Below are 20,291 nucleotides of genomic sequence, written 5' to 3'. Positions count from 1 at the left end.
ACCATATGCTCATAGTCGTTCAGATCGTTCTCCTCGTCGTTGTAGTCATCTTCTCCCTCGTGCTCATCCGCGGCGGCTCGAATGCAAAACACATGGCGATTCGCCGGATCATGGTGTTGCTCTTCGCTATCGCGGCCGTTTTTTCAATTTTCTTCCCGACCATCTTGACGCAGCTCGCCAGCATGGTGGGTGTGGGTCGTGGAACGGACCTGATGCTCTATGCCTTCATCGTTTCCTTCCTTGTGTATATGTCCACTACACACCAGCGCTTCCGCCAAATGGAGACCACGCTGACAAAGCTCTCCCGCCGGATCGCCCTCGACGAGGCAGTAAAACCCTGGGAAGCCGTTCTTGCGCCAGACGAGCGAGTTGCCGGGCCTGACGATTTTCGCTTTCGCGCTAAGACAGTGTCGGAAAAGAAATGAAAGCGCTCATTGGCATCAACCGTCGACTTCTGGGAGTTCTGCCTGACTCCGCCCGCAGGTTCCTGATCCGGTATGCGGTGCTCTCCTCCTCGTTGGCACTCATCGATGTGGTCGCCCTAGGGCTGTTGGCAATCACCATGTCGAGCATCATCGCCGACAAGTCCATCCGCGTAGGGCCCATCGTCATCGAGGAGGTGGGTGACTATGCGATCGTCCTCGTGATCTTCTGTGCCCTGGTCATCATCAAGAGCGCGATGAACGTGCTCCTCCTGCGGCTCGCCACGTCACGATTTGCAGCCCACGAGGTGGCGATCGGTGATCGACTCCTCGCCGCCTACATGCGTGCCCCGTGGGTTGATCGGCTCAAGCGGAACTCCTCGGAACTGATTCGATCGGTAGATTCGGGAGTCTCAATCACAGTCTCAGGTGTGCTGATGCCGTCCATGGGGCTTGCCGGTGAAATCGTATCGGTGCTCGCGGTGGTAACGGTCTTGCTGGTCGCCAACTGGATCACCGCCGTCACAGCGATTTTCTATCTGGGCCTGGTAGCTCTTTTCCTTTCACGTGGCATCTCCAAGCGAGCCGTGGCAAACGGCCGACGCAACCGGCAGTTCTCGCTGCGGACAGTGCGTCTTATCACCGAGGCGATGGGCGCACTCAAGGAAGTGACACTGAAGGGAGCGACAGCTGATGTTGAGCGAGCAGTACACGCGAACCGTGTGCAGTCTTCCAAAGCCCGCTCAATGGCCCTTTTCCTTGGTCAGGTTCCGCGTTTTGTTCTCGAATCGGCCTTGATCGGCGGGTTTCTGCTGGTTGGTGCTATTGGATGGATCAGTACCCCCGAGGGAATTGACCCGGTGACGAATACGCTGGCAGCGATTGCGCTATTCGGTGTGGCCGGCTTCCGTATTGTTCCCTCCCTCACGCGCTTCCAGTCGATTCTTTCGACCGTTCATTCCGGGACTCCGTTCGCCGAGCAGGTTCTTGCCGACATCAAGGAAGCAGAGGCTAGGGCCAAGGATGAGGAATCGCCCGATCAGGCAGAGCTTCCTCCAGGGGTTCCGGATGTAGTGCTGAAGAACGTCACGTTCAATTATCCCGGCACCGCGGCGCCGGCACTCGTAGACGTCACGATGACCATCCCTGCAGGTTCGCGCGTGGCCGTCGTCGGGTCATCGGGCGCGGGCAAGTCAACGCTCATTGATCTGCTGCTTGGATTGCTGCTGCCAAGCTCAGGTGAGGTGCTCATCGGCGGTGTGCCCATGCGTGAGGTCTTGCACTCGTGGCGGTCGCGGGTGGGTTATGTGCCCCAGGAAGTGTCACTCTTCGACGCCTCTGTAGCCCAGAATGTTGCGCTCACCTGGGATCCGGACGAGGTGGACCCGGACCGCGTTCGACGCGCCCTAAAACGAGCGCAGATGCTCGACGCCGTAGAAGCCCGTCCGGACGGCATCTATGGTGATGTTGGGGAGCGCGGAATGGCGTTGTCCGGTGGTCAGCGTCAACGGCTCGGAATCGCCCGCGGCCTTTATGCGGATCCCGCTGTACTGGTCTTGGACGAGGCAACCAGTGCGCTGGATACCTCCACAGAGGCAGCAGTGACCGATGCGATCCGAAACCTGGCGGGAAGCGTCACAACCATCACAGTGGCGCACCGGTTGTCCACCATCAAGGACAGCGACGTCGTGTTCTTTTTCGCCGATGGCCGTCTGGCTGGCCAGGGGACCTTCGAAGAGGTAATTGCACAAATGCCCGATTTTGCTAAGCAGGCTGCTTTGGCCGGACTCGCCTGAAGCAATCCAGCTCGCCCACAAGAACCTAGCTAACCGAAAGCGAAGGAAATATGAGTGATGTAGTCGTTGAAGCGGAAAGCAACGAAGGTGTTCAGCCAAGTCGGCCGAGGATTCTTGTGCTTTCCTTCTCACCCATCATCAGGGATCCAAGGGTTCTGCGGCAGATCAGCTTGCTGAAGCCCTCTGCAGACATCATCTCCTGCGGTTACGGCGAGGCCCCGGATGGCGTTGTCGAACACATCCGCATCCCGGCCGCCCTGAAACCTTGGCGTTCCGATCACAAAAAAGTCGCAGCTCTGCTGGCAGCTCGTTTTCATGAGCGCCTCTACTTTGATTCAGACAGGGTGAAGTTCGTCAGGGATCGCATACCGGTAGGCAGCATAGATGTGGTCATGGCGAACGATGTCATTGCAGTTCCACTTGCACTTGCCTTGCGTCCCACACGGGGAGTGCACGCGGATCTGCATGAGTATGCGCCGCGGCAGGGGGAGGATCAGCTTCAGTGGCGATTGCTGGTCGGTCCACTCATGAAGTGGGCGTGCCGCAAATATGTGACGAGAGCGAATTCTGTTTCCACAGTTGCGAAGGGGATAGCCGAGGAGTATGCGCGTGTATACGGCATAGCGGAGCCGGCCGTGGTGCCCAACGCTTCGGCGTATGACCCACGTTTTGAACCTACTCAAGTGGCAAGTCCACTCCGAATCGTCCATGCCGGTGCGGCAGGCCGCGGGCGTCGCATCGAAATTATGATGGATGCCGTGGCCAAGGCAAACGAAGTTCGGCCCGGCGCCGCAACGTTCGATGTAGTGCTCGTGCCCGGCGATCAGAGCTACATTGATGAGCTGACCAGGAAAGCAAAGGGTATCCCTGGAAATGCTGTGAAGGTTATTCCCCCGGTCGCTTTTGATCAGATTGTCCCGTTGCTTCATGGGTATGACATCGGGTTTTACCTCTGCCCACCGAACAACTTCAACATGCGGCATGCCCTGCCGAACAAATTGTTCGAATTTGTTCAGGCACGGCTCGCGGTGGTGATCGGCCCCTCGCCGGAAATGCAGCGCATTGTAACAGAACATCAATTTGGTCTTGTCACCGACGGGTTCGACGCGGCATCAGCGGCTGACTTGCTTCTGAAGTTGACTCCCGAAGAAGTGGCGGAGATGAAGAACGCGTCACACACCGCCGCGAAGACACTTAGTGCGGAAGCGGTCACGCAGCCATGGCTCGACGCCGTGCAGCGCTTGACGCGGGTCGCCTGACGACACAAGCATGGATTCCGTCAAGGCCCTCCACGTCCACGACGCGGCTAATCTGGGGCGCAACCTCGTAACCACAGCCAACGAGATGGGCCAGCCGTGGTCAATGACCGGCATCCCCTGGTACTACCGGCGCGACTGGACAGGCATCCTCAAGCATCCGGCTCTGCGAACTCGGCCCGTGCTGTGGGACGGGACCCTTGCCCTGAAGAGCGCGCGGGCCGATGTCGTCCACTTCCACACGGGCGGTCTTTCCCCGCACGCCCGCTGGCTGCGGACTCCGTGGGTGCTTCACTTCCACGGCACTGATGTGAGGTCGCGCCAGTATGACGGTTGGGCTCCCAAGCTGCAGTATGGAGTTGCACACGCCGATGCAATCCTCTTTTCTACACCCGATCTTGCTCCCCACGTCCAAAACCTCACCGACAGGGGGCAGTACTTCCCTGTCACCATTCGGACCGATCGACTCCCTGCATGGCAGCCGCGTCCGGACCGCGTCGTGTTCGCCTCCCGGTGGGACGACGTCAAGGGTGCGTCTCAGCAGATCGAGGTTGCCCGGCGCGTGCGGGAGGCGCGGCCCGACGTCGAACTCGTGGGGCTGGACTGGGGGGAGCAGGCTGCTGAGGCAGCGGAAGCCGGAATTGCTCTGGTTCCCAAGATGGCGCCCGGGCATTTCCAAGAGTGGCTCGCCTCCGGATCCGTGGTTGTCGGTCAAATGACACGCATCCTTTCGGTGAGCGAGCTCGAAGCGCTGGCGATCGGAGTGCCGGTGGTGAGCACCGCCGATCCGTCCTTCTATCCGATGCTCACCCACCTCGGCGGTACGAGCATCCAGGCGGTTGCCGGGGACGTGATCCGCGCGCTCGAGGAGCCGAGGGCCACCTCACAGCGGCAGGACGGACCCGGATTTGTCGCGAAGGAACATGACGCTAGGGTCGGGGTTGAACGCCTGACCAGGTTGTACTCCTCCCTGATTTCCAGTGGGAAACGCCGTGCTGGCGCTGCCGGCTGAGCACTCCTAGGCGGGTCGAATAAACAATGAAGGCGGGGCCCCTTTCGGGAGGCCCCGCCTTTTCATTTGTGGTTAGAGTTTTCCGGCGGTGGTTGCGGTGGTGTAGCCGGGGTTGGTGGGCATTCCGGTTCCGGTGTACCGCCAGAGGGATCCGTCGGTGCGGGTGGCCAGGAGGTCGGGTTTGGTGTCGCGGGTGATGTCGCCGGGGCTGAGGATGTGGGTGTAGGTGTTCCAGCCGGAGGCGCCGATTTTGGTGGCGGGTTTGTAGCCGGGGTTGGTGGTGTTGATGGTGCCGGTGCCGGGGTAGAACCAGAGGGTGCCGTCGGGTTTGCGGGCGATGAGGTCGTTGCGTTTGTCGCCGTTGAAGTCCCCGGGGCTCAGGACGTGGTTGAAGTTCTGCCAGCCCCCGGTGCCGATTCTCACGGCTGTTCCGTAGCCTCGGCTGGTGGCCGAGACGGTGCCGGTGCCGGGCCAGAACCAGAGGGTTCCATCGGCCCGGCGGCCGAGCAGGTCGGGTTTGGCGTCGCCGTTGTAGTCTCCGGGGGTGATGACCTGGTCGAAGTTCTGCCACCCTGTTGCTGCGATTTTGCGGCCTGGTTTGTAGCCTTCGTTGGTGGTGTTCACGGTTCCGGTGCCGGCGTAGAACCAGAGGCTGCCGTCGGTGTGGCGGGCGAGGAGGTCGGCCCTGCCATCGGCGTTGAAGTCGCCCGGGGCCAGGATCTGGGCGAAGGAATTCCACCCGCGTGCACCGATTTTCAGTGCCGTCCCATAACCCCCGCTGCCGTTACCGTTGAGGAACCAAAGGGTTCCGTCTTTCTTGCGGCCGATGAGGTCCCGGGTGCCGTTGGCGTTGAAGTCTCCGGGGGAGACGAGGGCGGTGTAGTCCTGCCAGCCGCTGGTGGCGGTACGGACGGCCGGTTTGTAGCCGTTGTCCGTCATGGCGGTGCCGGCGAAGAACCACAGGCTCATATCGGCTTTAAAACCCACCAGGTCGGTTTTGCCGTCGCGGTTGAAGTCACTGGCCCCTACCACGTCGGCGTAGCCGGACCAGCCGGTGGCGATGGCCCGGCCGGGCAGGTAGCCGTTGCTGGTGGTGCTCACGTTTCCGGTGCCCTGGTAGAGCCAGAGCGTGCCGTCGGGTTTGCGGGCCAGTAGATCCGCCCGGCCGTCGCCGGTGTAGTCCCCGGCGCCGGTGATCATGTTGAACCCGGTCCAGCCGCCGGTGCCGATGCGCACCGCGCCGGTCACGATGCCCGGTCCGGTGCCGGTGCCGCGGTAGAGCCAGAGGGTGCCATCGGGTTTGCGGGCGATCAGGTCCGCCCGGCGGTCCCCGGTGAAGTCCCCGGGGGAGACCATGATGTCAAAGGCGTTCCAGCCCGCACCGCTCTTGACCGCGCCCCTGTAGCCCTCGGCGGTGGCCGAGACGGCGCCGGTGCCGGCGTAGAACCACAGCGTGCCGTCGGTCTTGCGCCCGACCAGGTCCGGTCGTCCGTCGCCGTTGAAGTCCTGGCCGCCGATGAGCTGGCTGTAGATGCCCCAGCCAGAACCGATCCTCACCGGGGCCCGGAACGAACCGGTGCCGGTGCCGTCATGGAACCACAGCGTGCCATCGGTGCGTCGGGAGACCAGGTCATCGGTGCCACTGCCGTTGAAATCCCCGGCATTGACCACCATCAACGACTTATCCAACACCGGAGCAGGAGCCGGGGCAGGGGTTGAACTGGTGGTGTTGCGTACGAAGCGATCCAGGCCGGCGGCGCTGCCGTTCCATTGGTTCCAGTCCCCAACGACGGGGCCCTCATGGGTGTACTGCCACAGGCTGTAGGTACGCCAACCTGCCGGGAGGGGGCCGGTGCAGCAGTTGTTGTAGGCGGCGATGTGTAGGGGGTGGTTCGCGAAGGCGGTGCTGTTGCCGGTGCACCCGTTCCACCAATCGGTGGTCGAGTAGATCATGGGGAGTCGGCCGGTGCGGCGCAGCATGGTGTTGGAGAAGTCGCGGATCCAGTTCACCATCTGGGTCGGACTCATGTTGTAGCACCTGTTGCCCAGTTCCGGATACGGGTTGTACTCGACATCCAGCAACGGCGGGAGAGTCTTGCCGTCGGCGGTCCATCCACCACCGTTTCTCAGAAAGAAATCGGCCTGCGCAGCACCGCTCGAGACGTTCGGGATGGCGAAGTGGTAGGCGCCGCGGTCCATGCCTACCGCCTCGGCGCCGCTGTATTGACCACGGAAGTAGGGGTTTGTGTAGTTGAGCGCCTGGGTTGCCTTTGTGTAGGCAAACCGCGAACCCTGCCGCCAGGCCGCCGCCCAGTCGACGTTGCCTTGCCAGCTGCTGACGTCCACTCCGAGAATCCCTGCAGGCCTCCAGTAGTTGATCGTCGCCTGGAAGGTCGGTTGGGCCATCGGGAAATCTCCCTGCTGGGGCGAATCCGTGATGCCCGTCTTGTCGGCTCCCTGAACGGAGGGTGCATGGGGCAGCGTCAGCTCGTTGCCGGGGGAGCCGGACCCGTCTTCGGCGATCCGGGCGAGTTCCTCGTCTGTGGGCACCTGTGGGTCGCCGGTCTCGGCAAGGCGCTCCACGCCCTGGCCAAGACTTGCTCCATGGGGGCCGATGAGTTTGGCCAGCGCCGCAGCATTGCGCGCGTATTCCGCGGGGGAAAGGACAGGGGATTCGGTGTTCTCTGGGTCGGCGGCGCCTTCGGCGGACGTGCCGGTCTCGGCGGGGACCGGGTGGGCAGGGGCATTCTCCGGCGGGGTGACCGCTGACGGAGGAGAGGTGGGGGCCGGCGCGGTATCCGGAGCAGCAGGGGCGGGAACACCGGGAGCAGCCGGTTCAGATGGTGCAGGTTCAGCGGTCGCGGTGGAGAGCGGTTTGTCCTCTGGTGAGGTGGCCAGGGCGGCGACTGGAGTGGTGGCTCCCACCAGTGCCGCGGTGAGAAGGGTTACGGCCAGGAGGGTGGCTGGACTGTAGGTTTTCACGGGTGGATCTCCAGATAGTGCGTTGCATGCCGATAAAGGCAGGGAGGCCCGCCGGTCCGGGTGGGCCGGCGGGCCTCTGCGGTGCGGGGTGGTTAGAGTTTTCCGGCGGTGGTTGCGGTGGTGTAGCCGGGGTTGGTGGGCATTCCGGTTCCGGTGTACCGCCAGAGGGATCCGTCGGTGCGGGTGGCCAGGAGGTCGGGTTTGGTGTCGCGGGTGATGTCGCCGGGGCTGAGGATGTGGGTGTAGGTGTTCCAGCCGGAGGCGCCGATTTTGGTGGCGGGTTTGTAGCCGGGGTTGGTGGTGTTGATGGTGCCGGTGCCGGGGTAGAACCAGAGGGTGCCGTCGGGTTTGCGGGCGATGAGGTCGTTGCGTTTGTCGCCGTTGAAGTCCCCGGGGCTCAGGACGTGGTTGAAGTTCTGCCAGCCCCCGGTGCCGATTCTCACGGCTGTTCCGTAGCCTCGGCTGGTGGCCGAGACGGTGCCGGTGCCGGGCCAGAACCAGAGGGTTCCATCGGCCCGGCGGCCGAGCAGGTCGGGTTTGGCGTCGCCGTTGTAGTCTCCGGGGGTGATGACCTGGTCGAAGTTCTGCCACCCTGTTGCTGCGATTTTGCGGCCTGGTTTGTAGCCTTCGTTGGTGGTGTTCACGGTTCCGGTGCCGGCGTAGAACCAGAGGCTGCCGTCGGTGTGGCGGGCGAGGAGGTCGGCCCTGCCATCGGCGTTGAAGTCGCCCGGGGCCAGGATCTGGGCGAAGGAATTCCACCCGCGTGCACCGATTTTCAGTGCCGTCCCATAACCCCCGCTGCCGTTACCGTTGAGGAACCAAAGGGTTCCGTCTTTCTTGCGGCCGATGAGGTCCCGGGTGCCGTTGGCGTTGAAGTCTCCGGGGGAGACGAGGGCGGTGTAGTCCTGCCAGCCGCTGGTGGCGGTACGGACGGCCGGTTTGTAGCCGTTGTCCGTCATGGCGGTGCCGGCGAAGAACCACAGGCTCATATCGGCTTTAAAACCCACCAGGTCGGTTTTGCCGTCGCGGTTGAAGTCACTGGCCCCTACCACGTCGGCGTAGCCGGACCAGCCGGTGGCGATGGCCCGGCCGGGCAGGTAGCCGTTGCTGGTGGTGCTCACGTTTCCGGTGCCCTGGTAGAGCCAGAGCGTGCCGTCGGGTTTGCGGGCCAGTAGATCCGCCCGGCCGTCGCCGGTGTAGTCCCCGGCGCCGGTGATCATGTTGAACCCGGTCCAGCCGCCGGTGCCGATGCGCACCGCGCCGGTCACGATGCCCGGTCCGGTGCCGGTGCCGCGGTAGAGCCAGAGGGTGCCATCGGGTTTGCGGGCGATCAGGTCCGCCCGGCGGTCCCCGGTGAAGTCCCCGGGGGAGACCATGATGTCAAAGGCGTTCCAGCCCGCACCGCTCTTGACCGCGCCCCTGTAGCCCTCGGCGGTGGCCGAGACGGCGCCGGTGCCGGCGTAGAACCACAGCGTGCCGTCGGTCTTGCGCCCGACCAGGTCCGGTCGTCCGTCGCCGTTGAAGTCCTGGCCGCCGATGAGCTGGCTGTAGATGCCCCAGCCAGAACCGATCCTCACCGGGGCCCGGAACGAACCGGTGCCGGTGCCGTCATGGAACCACAGCGTGCCATCGGTGCGTCGGGAGACCAGGTCATCGGTGCCACTGCCGTTGAAATCCCCGGCATTGACCACCATCAACGACTTATCCAACACCACCGGAACAACCGTTGACTTCGCCGCGACTGTGACTACTGCGCTGCTGGAAGTGATCGAGTTGATCGTCACCCGCGTGCCGGCATGAGTGGTGAATGTCTGGCCGGCCTGCCAGGTGAGGTTCGAGTTGCCCCAGCCCCAGCGAAGGCTGTTGGGGGTGAGCGCGATCGAAGCGTTGCCGCTCCACCCAAGGACATCCTTCTTGGTGATCTTGACGCCCCTGTTGCCATTCACCGCCGTCGCCGTGTCGTATCCGACGGGAAGCCGCAGTTCCAGGTAATAGGTTTCCTTGCTGACTGGATCAATGAACTTCACCGCACGGTTGACCGCCGTGCCGGCCCACGGGCGCAAGGTGTACTGCTTGGATCCGGTTGCGATTCCCGCATTGAGGATTTCATTACCGTTGCCGAATCGACCGTACTCCCACAGGAAGGCGTCGATTACAGGGGAGCTCGGCTGGGCGAAACCCATCAGGTCCGTGGTGTCCCCGTACTCGGAGGACCAGCAGGCCGGGTCGGCCCAGCCGGCTGAACCCCGGGCAACATCGGGGCGCCCGTTATTGCAGGCCAGCGAGTTGGCGTGGTGGAGACCGAGGACGTGCCCGAATTCGTGGGTGACGACGTTGTTGGTCAACAGGGACGGGTAGGGCATGATGACACGGCCGCTGGTGTCGCTGTCGGTGAACCCGCCGCCAAGAATGCCCCACGAACCGTTGTAGTTCAGATCCTTGTGGGGGACGAAAATGACGAGCGACTCGTATGGTCGATACCCCCAGCCGAGTTCCTTTGTCACCTTGTCCATGATGACGTTGTAGGAGTCCGTGATGCGCGCGGTCTTGGAGACATGGCGGTACTCATTCACCTTGCTGATCGCGAGCCTGCCACTCGATGCGCCCCTCCAGTAGGAGTGGGCGGAGATGATCGAGTTGCGCGCCGCCGTCATGTTGATGGCATCGGTGTCGGCTTTGGTCTTGCCCAGGAGTTGCACCGTGACAAGGGTGACCTTGAACGTTCCGCTCCGCGGGGCGGTGGCCGCTGCATGGAAACCGTCGCCGCCGGCCTCCGACTCTGCGCCCGCAGAGTGGTCCTCAAGGAATTCCTCCCCGAGCCGGGGCGGAGCCGTCGTGTTCTTTCGAGGATCCCAGTCAACGGGCGGCACGAAGGAGGTGACTTCGTCCTCGGATGTCACCGTGGCCGAAGAGTCGACTGAGGGTGACGGAGACGGCGCGGACGTCTCTTCCGCTGGCGCGGCGGGCTCTTCGGCGGGTGCGGCAGGTTCCTCAGCCGGAGCTGCAGGGGCCGCCGGGGATTCTGCGGGAGCGGGGGCGGGTTCCGGCTCAACGACGGCCGGGGCCGAGGTTGGCGCGGGCGCAGGAGCCGGCTGTTCGGCGGCGAATGCAGGGAGTGAAGTTGTCAGAAGCGCGCTTGAGACGGCAGCGGCACACAGCAACCTCAGGGGTGTGGCAAATGTCACGGGTTTCTCCAGCAGAATCCGGGCGTCAGCCAGGCGGGTGAATTTCCTGAAGACTACACGGATGTGACGGATGTGACGAGTGTTTCCCTTGTGGTCGGCGAAGAATAAGCGTCGCCAGTGCGTGTCATGTTCATTTCGAGTGCGTGTCGTGGCGTGACAAGAGGCACTACCAGAAAATTTTGTGGTACGCGCCACATGTCGGCAAACAGGTGGTTCTGGGACGAAACAGGGGTAGCCCGGGCGCCGTAGAAACGGCTTTTTCCACACCCGCGCTGCTTCCCTGTCCGGCACCGGGTGGGTCGCCTACGCTTGACCGTGAAACAGCGAGTCCCGGGCGGAAACACGCTCCGCCTGCACCGATACCCGCCAATCCTTCGGGGGTTTTATGGATGCTGTGCGCGTGGTCGAGGAGGAAGTGCGCGAACTGATCCGCCGCCGCGGCCTTGACCCTGCTGAGCAGGCTCCGGAGATCCTGAGGCTGGTGGAGGACGCGGTGAATGACTACGACGAGCGGTCGGTTCGAGGCTCGCTGCCCCCGCTGGGCCACCTGGAGAGCGCGCGCCGGCAGGTGTATGACGCCGTCGCGGGCTTTGGGGTGCTGCAGCCCTTCCTTGATGATCCGACGGTCGAGGAGCTGTGGATCAACGCCCCCTCGGAGATCTACGTCGCCCGCGGCGGGGAATCCGAGCTGACCTCCCTGACCCTGACCGCCCAGCAGGTCCGGGATCTCGTGGAGCGGATGCTGAAGTCCTCGGGGCGGCGCCTTGATCTCTCCTCGCCCTTCGTCGATGCCTCCCTGCCCGACGGTTCGCGGCTGCACGTGGTGATCCCGGATGTCACCCGCCGGCACTGGGCGGTGAATATCCGCCGTTTCATCGCCCGGGCCACCCGCCTGGAGCACCTCATCGAGCTGGGCACGGTGACGCCGCAGGCGGCCCGGTTCCTGGGGGCCGCCGTCGGGGCCGGGCTGAACATCCTCGTCTCCGGCGCCACCCAGGCCGGAAAGACCACGCTGCTCAACTGCCTGGGTGCCTCGATCCCGCCGCGGGAGCGGGTGATCACGGTCGAGGAAATCTTCGAACTGAAGCTGCCGCTGCGCGACGTCGTCGGGCTCCAGTGCCGGCAACCGAACCTCGAGGGCACCGGGGAGATCCCGCTCCGGCACCTGGTGAAGGAGGCCCTGCGAATGCGCCCGGACCGGCTCATTGTCGGGGAGGTCCGGGAGGCGGAAAGCCTGGACATGCTCATCGCACTCAACAGCGGCTTGCCCGGGATGTGCAGCGTCCATGCAAACAGCGCTCGTGACGCCCTGACCAAGATCTGCACCCTGCCGCTGCTGGCGGGCAAGAATATCTCGAGTGAGTTCGTGGTGCCCACCGTGGCTTCCTGCCTCGACCTCGTGGTGCACTGTGCGCGGGCCGGCAACGGCCAGCGGCAGGTCACGGAGATCATGGCGGTGGGCGCCCGGGTGGAAAACGGCGTCATTGAGTCCTCGCCCGTCTTTCGGCGGCTCGAGGGTGCCCTGCGGCTCTGTGCCACGGCGATGCCCGCGGAGGAGAAGTTTGCCGCGGCCGGCTTCAATATCGCGGCGCTCCTCGAGGAGGCCCGGTGAGCGCGCTCCTGGGCGTGATGCTCGGGACCGGCCTGTTTCTGACCTGGTGGGCGTGCTGGGGTCCGTCACCCCAGGTGTCCGCCCGCCCGCGGCGGACGCCCCGGCTGCGGGAGCTGCTCGTGCGGTCCGGGACCGGCTCGGTCTCGGTGCGGGGCCTGCTGGGCGCCTGCGGAGTCAGCGGGCTCCTCGTTCTCCTGGTTGCTGTTGTCCTGGTCCGCTCCGTGCCCATCGCTGTCTGTTTCGCCCTGTTTGGCGCCTGGACCCCGTATGCCCTGGTGCGGTGGCGGGCCGCGAAGCGGACGGCGTCGCTGCGGGAGCTCTGGCCGGACGTCGTCGATCACCTGCGCTCCGCGATCCGCGCCGGTCTCTCGCTTCCCGAGGCGCTCATGCAGCTCGCCGACAAAGGGCCGGCCGAACTGCGCGGTGCGTTTCGGGAGTTCGGGGCGGATTACCGGGCGGGTGGGCAGTTCGATGATTCGCTGAGCAGGCTCAAGGACCGGCTCGCCGACCCGGTGGCCGACCGCATCGTCGAGGCCCTGCGGATGACCCGCGAGGTGGGCGGGTCCGACCTCGGCCGGCTGCTGGGCACCCTGTCGGAGTTCCTCCGCGACAGCGCACGCACCCGCAATGAACTCGAGGCGCGCCAGTCCTGGACGGTCAACGCTGCCCGGCTCGCCGTGGCCGCACCGTGGTTCGTGCTGCTGCTGTTGGCAACCCGGCCCGAAGCCGTCCGCGCCTACAACACCGGTGCCGGCGCACTGGTCCTGGCCGGAGGCCTAGTGGTGTCGGTCGTCTGCTACCGCATGATGCTGCGCATTGGCGCCCTGCCCGAGGACGAGAGGGTGCTCCGGTGACCGGGCCGGTGGTGGCTATGTCCCTCCTCGCCGGTGGCGCGCTCGGGCTGGGCGTGTGGATGGTGCTCGCGGGGCTGCCGTCGGCGCGGAGCGTCCGTTTCGTGGACCGGATCAGCCCGCAGTTGAAGGTGGTCGACGTCCGGTCCCGCCTGCTCGGTACGGATGCCGGCCGCCCGGCGCCATTTGGGCCCCTGGGCCACATCCTGCAGCCAGTCCTGCGCGATGTGGTGCGTAGGCTCGACCGGTTCAATCCCGCCTCGTCCCTGCTTGACCGCCGCCTGGTGCAGGCCGGCGGCGGACTGAGCACCACCGATTTCCGTGCCCGGCAGATCCTCTGGGCGGCGCTCGGACTCGGCACGTCCACCGCACTCGTGGTCCTGGCCGCAGGCACCGGACGGTCCAACATCGTCTTCGCAGCGGTCCTGGTTCCCGCCTGCACCGCCGGAGGGTACCTGTTCCGCGACTATCTCCTGAGCCGGCAGATCGCGCACCGGGAGGCCCGGATGCTCGCCGAATTTCCCAGCCTTGCCGAACTCATGGCGCTGGCCGTCAGCGCCGGAGAGAGTGCGACCGGCGCCCTGGAACGGGTATGCAGGACGGCCCGCGGCGAGCTGGCCGGGGAGTTCGGGCGGGTGCTCGCCGAAACCCGGGCCGGAACCCCCGTCGTCGAGGCGTTCCAGGAGTTCTCCCGCCGCACCCAGCTGGCGCCGCTTGCCCGGTTCGTCGATGGGCTGACCGTCGCAGTCCAGCGCGGCACCCCGTTGGCCGAGGTGCTGCGGGCCCAGGCGCAGGACGTGCGCGACATGTCCAAACGCGAACTGATGGAATCGGCCGGAAAGAAGGAGATCGCCATGATGATTCCGCTGGTCTTCGGTGTGCTTCCCCTGACCGTCCTCTTCGCCGTGTACCCGGGCATTGCGCTGATCAACCTCGGATTCTGAACCGCACGACCGGAAAGCCGACCGCTTAGAGAATGGAGACGAGAATGGCAAGAGATCAAAATGGCGCCCGCACCTGGCTGGCCCTCGCCGCCGTCTATCGGCGGGTGGTCTCCGGCCCCGACGCCGAGCGCGGGGACGTGCCCGGCTGGGTGATGATCACGCTGATGTCGGCGGTCCTTGTTGCAGGGCTGCTGGCCCTGGCGGGGCCTGCGCTGCAGGGCCTGTTCGAGGCGGCGATGAATCAGGTGTCCCCGTAGGTGATCCGGCCCAGGGCGCGCCGGAGCCTGCGCAGTGAGGCGGGGTCGGCGGTCGTCGATTTCGCCTTGATCGGCGGGCTGCTCACCGTGATTTTTTTGGCGGTGGTCCAGCTGATGCTGGTGCTGCACGTGCGCAACACCCTGATCGACGCGGCGGCCTCGGGTGCCCGGTACGGCACCCTCGCCGACCGGGCACCCGGGGATGCCGGGCAGCGCACCGCCGAGCTGATCACCGCGGGGGTGGGGGAGGACTTCGCTTCGGATGTCACGGTCCAACGCTCACGGGCCGCGGGCGCGCAGTTCGTGGAGGTGGTGGTTCGGGCTCCGCTTCCGGTGGTGGGCCTGCTCGGTCCGGCCGGGGTGTTGGAGGTTTCGGGTCGTGCGGTCCTTCCGTCATAGGCCCACCCGGTCCGGGCTGGTCCGCAGTGCACGCTTCCGGGCTCGGGAGGAGGCCGGCAGCGCGGTGCTGGAGTTCACGTTCCTGGGCCTGATCCTGCTGGTCCCGGTGGTGTATCTGATCCTGTCAGCGGGGCAGCTGCAGGGCGGCTCGTTCGCCGCGGTGGGGGCGGCCGACCACGCGGCCAAGGTCTTCGTGGAGGCCGACACTCCGGAGCAGGGCCAGGCCCGGGCGCGGCTGGCGGCCCTGGTGGCGGTGGAAAACTTCGGTTTCTCCCCGGAGCAGGCCCAGATCGAGATGTCCTGCGACGGGGTCTGTCTGTCCCCGGGATCGACCGTCACGGTCGAGGTCCGTCTGGCGGTGCCGCTGCCGCTGATCCCCATCATGCCCGGGGTGAACGACTCGGCGGTCATGGTGGATTCGAGTGCCACCCAGTCGGTGGAGCGGTTCGGATGAGGCCGGCATGAAGGACGGCATCAGGGCCGGGGGAGGGTCCGGCCGCGGCCGGGGAATCAACTGGGAGGGCGAGGACGGTCAGGTGGGGGTGCTGATCATCGGCTACCTCCTGCTGCTTCTGCTGGTCCTGGCGGTGGTGCTTGCCGCATCGGCGGTCTACCTCGGCCACTCCCGCCTATTGTCGGCGGCCGACGGCGCCGCCCTGGCCGCTGCGGACACCTTCACCATCGACTCCGCAGCGGGCGCCGGTCCGCAGCCGGTGCTTGACCCCGGCACCGTGCGGTCCACGGCGGAGGGGTATCTGCAGCGCACGGCCGCCGGGCAGCGGTTTCCCTCCCTGGCCGTGGACCCGGCCACCGGCACACCGGATGGCCGGACGGCGCAGGTGGTGCTCACTGCCGTGGTCCACCCGCCTCTGGTCACCGTCCTGGTGCCCGACGGGATCCCCATCACGGCCACCGCCGACGCCCGCTCCGAACTCACCCGCTGAGGGGTAGGGGGACACCCCTAGGTGCCCTCCGCAGCTCGGCCCTGCGTCTCGAGATCTCTCCAGCCATATCGCTCGATGTCTCCCGGGCTTGAGCGGCTTCCGGCCCCAATTACACCCTCAATCGTGATGAGCTTCCAACCGATCAAGACCCGCGGTCGGCGATAAAATATTCACCTTGGATGAGGTGGTTGGCATGGTGGTTGGCTCGCTCCGTCGAACGGTTCTAGCTCTTGGAACATCGCTTGCCCTCCTGTTTGGGTTCGTAACCGTCGCACCGCCGGTTCACGCCGCGCCCCTCTATGGCCACGATGTATCCTGGCCTCAGTGTCCGTCCTCCGTCGGCGGATTTGGTTTGCCTATGCCTCCGGTCTCCACCCAGTTCGTCATTATCGGGCTGACGAAGGGTTTGCCCTTTACCGAGAATCCTTGTCTGGCAAGCCAGGTCAACTGGGCCAAAACCAACAACAAGAAGACCCATGGCTACGCAATGGCTGCGTTTCCCACTGCAACGCAGTTGAATACGTACGGTGCCCGTGGACCGTGGTCCGCCACCACCAGGGCCGGAAAATTGTCCAACGTGGGCTACGCCGAGGCAAAGTTCGCCGTCGCCAGCATGAGCAGAGTCGGTTTCCGTCCGCCGGTCGTATGGATCGACGTCGAGCCGCGTCCGGCTCAACCCTGGCCGACGAGCACCGCCGCTCAGAAGCGAGACAATCGGCTCATCATCGAGGGGTTGATGCGCGGCCTCCGTGACGCGGGATTCTCCTACGGGCTGTACTCCTATGCGGCGGGTTGGGCTGACATCACGGGGTCGTGGCGGTTGCCCGGGGTGCCGGTGTGGGCCACCGCCGGGAGGCTCGACTATCCGGGCGAAGCGCTGGATCGGTGCAAGCAGCCCAGCTTCTCCGGCGGCCGCGTGTACCTCTCCCAGTGGTACGACGACACACGGGATTACGATCTGACGTGCGAACCCTACGCCTTCACGCCCATAGCCGTCCCGGCATCGACCCTCTCGCGGTCCACCGCCGACTTCGACGGTGACTGGAACAACGACCTGCTGGCCCGGGTGACGGCGACCGCAGATCTCCGGCTGTATCGGGGGAAGGGGAACGGCACGGTATGGGCTGGTGCACGCATCGGAGCAGGCTGGGCTCCGCTGAACGCGCTCGAGACACCAGGAGACTTCAACGGTGACGGAAAAGCCGACGTGCTGGCTCGTGAAGCGGCCACCGGGTATTTGTGGCTTTACCGAGGGAACGGCGTTGGCGGTTGGCTGCCACGGATCCGCGTTGGCCAGGGCTGGAACGGGTTCAATTCCATTGTGGGGCCGGGCGATTTCAATGGTGACCAGTTTGTCGATGTTCTGGCGCGGGAGCGGTCGACCGGGTACCTGTGGCTGTACCGGGGAAACGGCACCGGCGGATGGTTTCCGAGGGTACGGGTGGGAACGGGCTGGAACGGGTTCAACTCCATTGTGGGGCCGGGCGATTTCAACGGTGACGGGCAGGTGGACCTCTTGGCGCGCGAAGCAGCGACGGGATACCTGTGGCTGTATCCGGGAAACGGTACCGGTGGATGGTTGCCGAGGGTACGGGTGGGCACTGGCTGGAATTCGCTCAGCGCGGTGATGAGCCCAGGGGATTTCAATGGCGACCGCACCGCCGACGTGGTGGGACGGGATCGTCAGGGCAACCTGTGGCTGTACCGGGGCAATGGGTCAGCCGGCTGGTTGCCCCGAGTGCAGGTAGGCAGCGGGTGGAGCGGGCTCAACTCGATCTTCTGAGCTTCAACACAGGTCGAACGGACTAACCGGTGGTCACCCCGGCAGCCTTGACTGCGTTCCGGCTATTCTTCACGGCCGCGACTGCTGCCTGCGGTCGGTGAGAAGCCCGAGCCTGAGCAGACCCGGACTTCTCATTAACGGCGGGCTGTGCCCGTGACTTCAGGGTTTGGCGTAGTCCGCGAAACCCTGCCAGTCAATGATTACGCAGGGTTCGTCTCCCAGCACCCAGGCGTCGTGCCCGGGCGCCATGGTGGCGAAGTCGCCCGGCCCGTACTCCATCTCTTCGCCGTCGTTCATTACGACCTTCATCCGGCCGGACACGAAATAGCCCATGTGGGCGGCCTGACAGCTGTCCGTTTTGGCGATCGGCTTGACGTGCTCGGACCAGCGCCATCCCGGATTGAACGTGGCGCGGCCCACGGCGCCCTGCTCCAGGTTGACGAGTTGAAGCTGGCCCGTACCGCCCTCGAAGGGGCGCGTCTCCTCGGGGGAATCGAGGCTTTTTCGAACTAGCCCTGGCATCTTGACCTCCTGTGGATGAAACTGCTCATTGTTTAGGTTCCGGTGACTGCTCTTTGGTGATTTTCACCTCCTCGGATGGGGATGAAATGCAGCTGATGGTGCCCGCTGCGGAAGGGCCGCCCATGCACTGGGCTACTGCCAAAAGGTATAAACCCGGCCGCCCCTTTGTGCCTAGGGCACATGGTCCCCGAATCAGCTGCGCCCAGGGCGGGACCGGGCGGCTGAGCCGGAGACCGGGCGTTGCCGCTTATTAATCGGCACTGGCCTGCCTATCTTCAAGAAAGTCAGCTAGGGTACCGGTATGGCACTCCGATCAGACTGGTCCGAACGCAACTGCAGTATGGCCCGCGGCATTGATGTCCTTGGCGATCCCTGGATCCTCCTGGTGCTTCGGGAGGTCTTCTTTGGGAATGGGCGCTTCGATGCCATGAAGGTCCAGCTGGAAGTGTCCGATTCCGTGCTCACCAGGCGTCTTGCAGACCTCATGCAGTCCGGGCTGCTTACCAAGAGGGCGTACAACGACGGCGGCCGCACCAGAAGCGAGTACATTCTCACCCCAAAGGGAGAGGACGCCCTTCCGGTCCTGAACGCGGTCACGATCTGGTCCGAGAAACACCTCCCTGCACCTTCGGAGCAGGCACATATGTACGTCATCCACGCCGTCTGCGGGCAGCGCACCGGCTCCGCCGACACCTGCTCCGGGTGCGGCGAACGGTTGACTGCCGCCACCACGAAGTGGCACAGCCAGACGAGGACCGATGCGCCGGTAGAACTGGCCACCGCCACGGCGCCCTCCTCTGCGACGAAGAAGGAGGAAGTCGCATGAGGCCGAATCGCGCCGTAGAGGTCAAGGGAACGGCCGCGGAAGCCGGCCGTGGCTCGGCCGGCGGAACCGACGGCGCGGCGTCCGGCGCCCCCGCACCATCCCGTCCCCGCCGCTTCCACCCCGCCTGGATTGTCGCCGGGGTGGCCTTCCTCGCGCTGGTGGGCGCAGCCGGCTTCCGAGCGGCACCGGGGGTCCTGATGGTGCCGCTTCAGGAGGAATTCGGCTGGTCCACCACCGTATTGTCGGCGGCCGTCAGCATCAACCTCGTCCTCTTTGGACTCACGGCACCGTTCGCAGCTGCCCTGATGGAGCGGTTCGGTATCCGGGCGGTGACGGCGACCGCGCTGGTGCTGATCGGTGCGGGAAGCGCCCTCACCGTGCTGGTGGACCAGGCATGGCAGATCCTGCTGACCTGGGGCCTGCTGATCGGGCTTGGCACCGGGTCCATGGCGCTGGTCTTCGCCGCCACCATCGCCAACACGTGGTTCGTCAAGAACCGGGGGCTGGTGATTGGCATCCTGACAGCGGGAAGTGCTGCCGGTCAACTGGTCTTCCTGCCGTTCATCGCTTTGCTCGCCCAGGATCCGGGCTGGCGGCAGGCGTCCCTGCTGATCGCCGCCGGCGCCTTGGCTGTGGTCCCGCTGGTGTTGAAGTTCCTCAAGAACTCCCCGGCCGACGCCGGCGTGCTGCCATACGGCGAGACCGCCCCCGCCGACGGAATGCTGCCGGAGGCCCCAGCGCCGAAGACCGGTCCCCGGAGGAACGCCGCGGTTCGCGCCCTGCAGGTGCTCAGGAGGGCCAGCCGTGTTCGGACTTTCTGGGCCTTGGTGGCAGGATTCGCGATCTGCGGCGCCACCACGAATGGCCTGATCGGCACCCATTTCATTCCCTCCGCGCATGATCATGGCATGCCGGAAACCACGGCCGCCGGCCTGCTCGCCGTGGTCGGCATCTTCGACATCGTGGGCACTATTGCTTCCGGCTGGCTGACGGACCGGTTCAACCCGAGGATCCTGCTCGCCGTCTACTACCAATTCCGCGGGATCGGCCTGTTGGCGCTTCCCCTACTCCTGGGCGCCGAGGTCCAGCCCAGCATGATCGTCTTCGTGGTGATTTATGGTCTCGACTGGGTGGCCACGGTGCCCCCTACGGCGGCCATCTGCCGGGAAACCTTCGGTGCGGACGGCAGTGTGGTGTTCGGCTGGGTGTTCGCGGCCCACCAGCTTGGAGCGGCCGCGGCAGCACTGGGCGCTGGTGCCATCAGGGACGCCACGGGCCAGTACACCTACGCCTGGTTCGGGGCGGCAGCCATGTGCACCATCGCAGCAGTCATCAGCGCCACCATCCGCAAGCAGCGCATCACCGGGCAGCAAGCAAGCGAGGGAGCAAACTCCTAGCCGGCGGCAATTCAGCGGGCCAGAAGACCCTCATCGCCACCGCTGAAGACCATTCCAGACTCACCTGCGGAATCGGTAAGCCGGTGAAGGCGTGCCGCGGCGT

Annotated in this window: 17 protein-coding genes; 14 read left to right on the top strand and 3 right to left on the bottom strand. The window is 65.2% G+C overall.

Going from position 1 to position 20,291, the window contains the following annotated elements:
* Positions 1-5: 5 nt before the first annotated feature.
* Genes E2F48_RS16300 through E2F48_RS16285 form a run of 4 tightly spaced genes read left to right on the top strand, consistent with a single transcriptional unit; the run spans position 6 to position 4,486 of the window.
* Positions 6-425: a DUF2304 domain-containing protein gene (locus tag E2F48_RS16300; protein WP_133405011.1), complete on the top strand. Its 420-nt coding sequence runs from the start codon at positions 6-8 to the stop codon at positions 423-425.
* Positions 422-2,218 carry an ABC transporter ATP-binding protein gene (locus tag E2F48_RS16295; protein WP_165968801.1) on the top strand — a complete coding sequence of 599 codons (1,797 nt, stop codon included), beginning with the start codon at positions 422-424 and terminating at the stop codon, positions 2,216-2,218. The genes E2F48_RS16300 and E2F48_RS16295 overlap by 4 nt, the downstream gene beginning before the upstream one ends.
* Before the next feature lie 50 nt (positions 2,219-2,268).
* On the top strand, positions 2,269-3,477 hold the full coding sequence (locus tag E2F48_RS16290) for a glycosyltransferase family protein (RefSeq protein WP_133405010.1): 1,209 nt from the start codon (positions 2,269-2,271) through the stop codon (positions 3,475-3,477).
* Positions 3,478-3,487: 10 nt separating this feature from the next.
* Positions 3,488-4,486 (top strand): glycosyltransferase family protein, encoded by a 999-nt coding sequence (locus E2F48_RS16285; protein ID WP_133405009.1) that lies wholly within the window; start codon positions 3,488-3,490, stop codon positions 4,484-4,486.
* A gap of 72 nt (positions 4,487-4,558) precedes the next feature.
* Here the strand turns inward: E2F48_RS16285 and E2F48_RS16280 are convergent, their stop codons facing one another.
* Both E2F48_RS16280 and E2F48_RS16275 read right to left on the bottom strand, forming a co-directional pair.
* On the bottom strand, positions 4,559-7,468 hold the full coding sequence (locus tag E2F48_RS16280) for a GH25 family lysozyme (protein WP_133405008.1): 2,910 nt from the start codon (positions 7,466-7,468) through the stop codon (positions 4,559-4,561).
* A 92-nt stretch (positions 7,469-7,560) separates the two neighbouring features.
* Positions 7,561-10,368, bottom strand: coding sequence for an FG-GAP-like repeat-containing protein (locus tag E2F48_RS16275; RefSeq protein WP_133405007.1), 2,808 nt, complete (start codon positions 10,366-10,368; stop codon positions 7,561-7,563).
* Between the two features lie 670 nt (positions 10,369-11,038).
* Between E2F48_RS16275 and E2F48_RS16270 the strand changes: the two genes are divergently transcribed.
* The 8 genes from E2F48_RS16270 to E2F48_RS16235 all read left to right on the top strand — a co-directional run bounded on the left by E2F48_RS16270 (position 11,039) and on the right by E2F48_RS16235 (position 17,443).
* On the top strand, positions 11,039-12,265 hold the full coding sequence (locus tag E2F48_RS16270; RefSeq protein WP_133405006.1) for a TadA family conjugal transfer-associated ATPase: 1,227 nt from the start codon (positions 11,039-11,041) through the stop codon (positions 12,263-12,265).
* Entirely contained in the window at positions 12,262-13,119 is an 858-nt protein-coding gene (locus E2F48_RS16265; RefSeq protein ID WP_133405005.1) for a type II secretion system F family protein, read from the top strand. Before E2F48_RS16270 ends, E2F48_RS16265 begins: the two co-directional genes overlap by 4 nt.
* On the top strand, positions 13,116-14,060 hold the full coding sequence (locus E2F48_RS16260; RefSeq protein WP_246019201.1) for a type II secretion system F family protein: 945 nt from the start codon (positions 13,116-13,118) through the stop codon (positions 14,058-14,060). Before E2F48_RS16265 ends, E2F48_RS16260 begins: the two co-directional genes overlap by 4 nt.
* A gap of 44 nt (positions 14,061-14,104) precedes the next feature.
* Positions 14,105-14,317, top strand: coding sequence for a hypothetical protein (locus E2F48_RS16255; protein ID WP_246019198.1), 213 nt, complete (start codon positions 14,105-14,107; stop codon positions 14,315-14,317).
* Between the two features lie 3 nt (positions 14,318-14,320).
* On the top strand, positions 14,321-14,716 hold the full coding sequence (locus E2F48_RS16250) for a TadE/TadG family type IV pilus assembly protein (protein WP_185149838.1): 396 nt from the start codon (positions 14,321-14,323) through the stop codon (positions 14,714-14,716).
* A gap of 64 nt (positions 14,717-14,780) precedes the next feature.
* Entirely contained in the window at positions 14,781-15,170 is a 390-nt protein-coding gene (locus E2F48_RS16245; protein WP_133405002.1) for a hypothetical protein, read from the top strand.
* Positions 15,171-15,177: 7 nt separating this feature from the next.
* Entirely contained in the window at positions 15,178-15,660 is a 483-nt protein-coding gene (locus tag E2F48_RS16240) for a pilus assembly protein TadG-related protein (protein ID WP_133405001.1), read from the top strand.
* 358 nt (positions 15,661-16,018) lie between these two features.
* Positions 16,019-17,443 (top strand): FG-GAP-like repeat-containing protein, encoded by a 1,425-nt coding sequence (locus E2F48_RS16235; protein ID WP_246019196.1) that lies wholly within the window; start codon positions 16,019-16,021, stop codon positions 17,441-17,443.
* Positions 17,444-17,602: 159 nt separating this feature from the next.
* On the opposite strand, the gene E2F48_RS16230 is transcribed toward E2F48_RS16235, so the two are convergent.
* Positions 17,603-17,965 carry a cupin domain-containing protein gene (locus E2F48_RS16230; RefSeq protein ID WP_133405000.1) on the bottom strand — a complete coding sequence of 121 codons (363 nt, stop codon included), beginning with the start codon at positions 17,963-17,965 and terminating at the stop codon, positions 17,603-17,605.
* A 301-nt stretch (positions 17,966-18,266) separates the two neighbouring features.
* Here E2F48_RS16230 and E2F48_RS16225 point away from each other — a divergent pair, with 301 nt between their 5' ends.
* Together E2F48_RS16225 and E2F48_RS16220 are read left to right on the top strand one after the other, a co-directional pair.
* A complete protein-coding gene (locus tag E2F48_RS16225) occupies positions 18,267-18,791 on the top strand; it encodes a winged helix-turn-helix transcriptional regulator (RefSeq protein WP_133404999.1) in 525 nt (174 codons plus the stop codon).
* The gene (locus tag E2F48_RS16220; RefSeq protein ID WP_133404998.1) at positions 18,788-20,188 is read left to right on the top strand and encodes an MFS transporter; all 1,401 of its coding nucleotides are present in this window, start codon (positions 18,788-18,790) and stop codon (positions 20,186-20,188) included. Before E2F48_RS16225 ends, E2F48_RS16220 begins: the two co-directional genes overlap by 4 nt.
* Positions 20,189-20,291 lie beyond the last annotated feature (103 nt).

Source organism: Arthrobacter crusticola (assembly GCF_004357995.1).
GTDB lineage: Bacteria > Actinomycetota > Actinomycetes > Actinomycetales > Micrococcaceae > Arthrobacter_D > Arthrobacter_D crusticola.
This window is presented reverse-complemented; position numbering and strand designations above follow the sequence as displayed.